The sequence below is a fragment of the Shewanella sp. SG41-4 genome (assembly GCF_014164505.1).
Taxonomy (GTDB): domain Bacteria; phylum Pseudomonadota; class Gammaproteobacteria; order Enterobacterales; family Shewanellaceae; genus Shewanella.
In genome coordinates this window covers 1-2555 of record NZ_JACJFI010000413.1, presented here as the reverse complement: position 1 = coordinate 2555, position 2555 = coordinate 1, and the positions used below count along the sequence as shown (strand labels likewise).

Genomic DNA, 2555 nt, shown 5'->3' with positions numbered 1-2555 from the left:
CACTTGATACTCCAATATAACGTTTATTAGATTCAAGAGTTTGCCATTGATCTTGTTTGTAAATATCAATTTGGGTGATCAGCTGGCCTTTATTCCGCTGACCATCATAGAAGTAGCGTAATCCATAAGGGTAGGGAAAACTGCCCGCACCAGTACCGACAAGGCCATTATTGGTCGCGCTATTGATGGACGATTCTAATGCCTCAATAATGTGTTTACCCATAATTTGATATAAGGTTAGGGGTAATTCGAATGGCAGAATGCGCCCAACAACATCGGCGAGTGATAGCTGGCCTTTATTGAGTGATTGCCTTACTCCTCCTGCATTATGGAGTGCAAAATCGATATTGGGTTCAATGTATTTAGCCGCTTTATACATGCTACGACTCACCCAAGGGGCGATTTCACTGCCATGAGGGAGCTGCTTGCTCGGTAACCGAGTGTGAACAAAGTTTCGAGGAATATGAGCCAGTATTTGGTTTTCTAGCGCATCTAATGATGGGCGGTATTGGCTGTGAATGACCTGATGAATGGCCTCATCGTGCTTAGCGTCTTTAATACTTGGATGGGTAAACAACTGCTCGATTAAATCCGCTGCAATAGCACTATCGGCAGGCTGTCCGTCTTTGGTGTTGACGTGAATGTTGTCATCAAGCATGAAATAGTTATTACCGATAAGTTTGGTTACTTTGCCATTGGAATCAAAATTGATTTGGGCAATACCCAGTGTTTCTGCATATTTGCCGGCATGCAAAATAGGCGTTGAGTTTATCGTTTCGGCGTAAGGAATATCGCTTAAGCCAATGTTGCTCATATTACCTTGCAGCGTATGTGAATGACCGCCGACAATTAGGCTTATGCCGTCGACACAGGCAGCAAGCTCTTGGTCTTGGTCTAAACCTAGGTGGCTTAGTACAATAATATGGTTAATGCCTTGCTGTTTCAGTTTTTGAATTGTTTTACGGGTAGTGTCGATAGCATTAACAAAGTGGGTATCGGGATCCGGCCTAGCAATTAAATGCATTTGATCTAGGGTAATACCAATAATAGCCATTTGGGTATCATGAAATGGCTTTATCAGTACTTTTGCTGTTCCGCTGCTGTCATCAAAGTCATACAACATTGGGTGGCCGTATAATCGACCTGCTTTATGTCTATCTTCTGCGCTTAAATCCATATTGCCGGCTAATACCGGAAAATCGATACGATTTAAAAAGGCTTGCACAGGGCTGTTCCCTGCATCGATTTCGTGATTGCCCAATACCATGGCATCAGGTTTGAGTAAGTTGAGAAGATGTGCATTGGCCGCACCTTGAAACTCCCTGAAATATAAGGTGCCCTGAAAGCTATCACCGCCATGTAAAAATAGAAATGGAGTTTGCTCGGCAGCGGCTTGCAGCCTTGCCTGTTCTATTTGGTAGCCTAAACGCGCATAGCCACCTGAATGGCCTTCAAGTGTATAAGTGTGTTGCTGGGCTGTCAGGCTAAATTGGACTGGACTAGGTTCGAAGTTAGAATGAGTGTCATTAATATGAGCTATAGATAAACGATAAATATGTGACATTTTTTCCCTCAATTTAATGTCGCTATCTTATACTAATTTAGGTAAACATGTTATCACTGCGCGTTTTTTGTGATCTTTATATTGCCGCTCAAATAACGAAAATGATGAGACAAATTAGCTGAATATAGCCAATACAGTTTGTATTAAAAAATGCCATAAAAAGGATATTAACAATTGACTTTTTGATTATGTATTCGTATACAAGCGGCTTAATTAACCCAGTTAATTATCATCGTATAACCAAACCTTTATTCTTGATACGTCGTTGCCACAGCTTACGTGCCAGAGCTTGCATGTTGGGAGCTAAATCCTTTGAATCAACGATTTCTAAACCAATTAAGGTTTCGATGATGTCTTCAATTGTCACTACCCCTTCACTTGAGCCATATTCATCAACCACTAATGCCATTTTAGCATTACGTTTTATCATTAATTGGAACAGTGGCAATACTCTTACGGAAGAGGGGACGGCAAGTAGCGTTTTTAAATGAGTACCAATTTCGATATCCGGTGTTTGGCGAGACTGAAGAATAATGTCATTACGATTAACATAACCAATCACATTATCTCGGTCACCTTGGTAAATCGGAAAACGAGTAAACGGGCTCGACAAATATTGGTTGGTAAATTGCGCATGAGTGATGTGAGTCGATAATTTAAATATCACAGTGCGTGGGGTCATGATGTCACTGACGTGCATGTCTTTCATCGATAACATTTGGGTTAAAATCTGTGATTCTTGCTCACTTAACTCACCAGTGTCTTTACCCATTTTACTCATTGCGCTGAGTTCTTGACGAATGTACTGACCGTTATTACCTTTGCCTAACAGATTGGTGACTTTTTGAGACATCCAAATTAAAGGCATAGTTATTTTTTCCATCCAAAATAAACATACCGATACCGATGGCGCCAATTTACGCCAATGATTAGCCCCTAACGTTTTAGGAATTATTTCTGAGAGGAATAAAATTAAAAAAGTCAGAACCGC

General features: G+C 40.8%; 2 protein-coding genes. Both read right to left on the bottom strand.

What is annotated here, in order from left to right:
• A partial coding sequence (locus H5202_RS20435) for a bifunctional metallophosphatase/5'-nucleotidase (RefSeq protein ID WP_182773680.1) occupies positions 1 to 1564 on the bottom strand: 1564 nt, incomplete at its 3' end.
• A 229-nt stretch (positions 1565 to 1793) separates the two neighbouring features.
• Positions 1794 to 2555 (bottom strand): CNNM domain-containing protein (locus H5202_RS20430; RefSeq protein ID WP_182773679.1); only part of this gene is annotated, 762 nt, incomplete at its 5' end.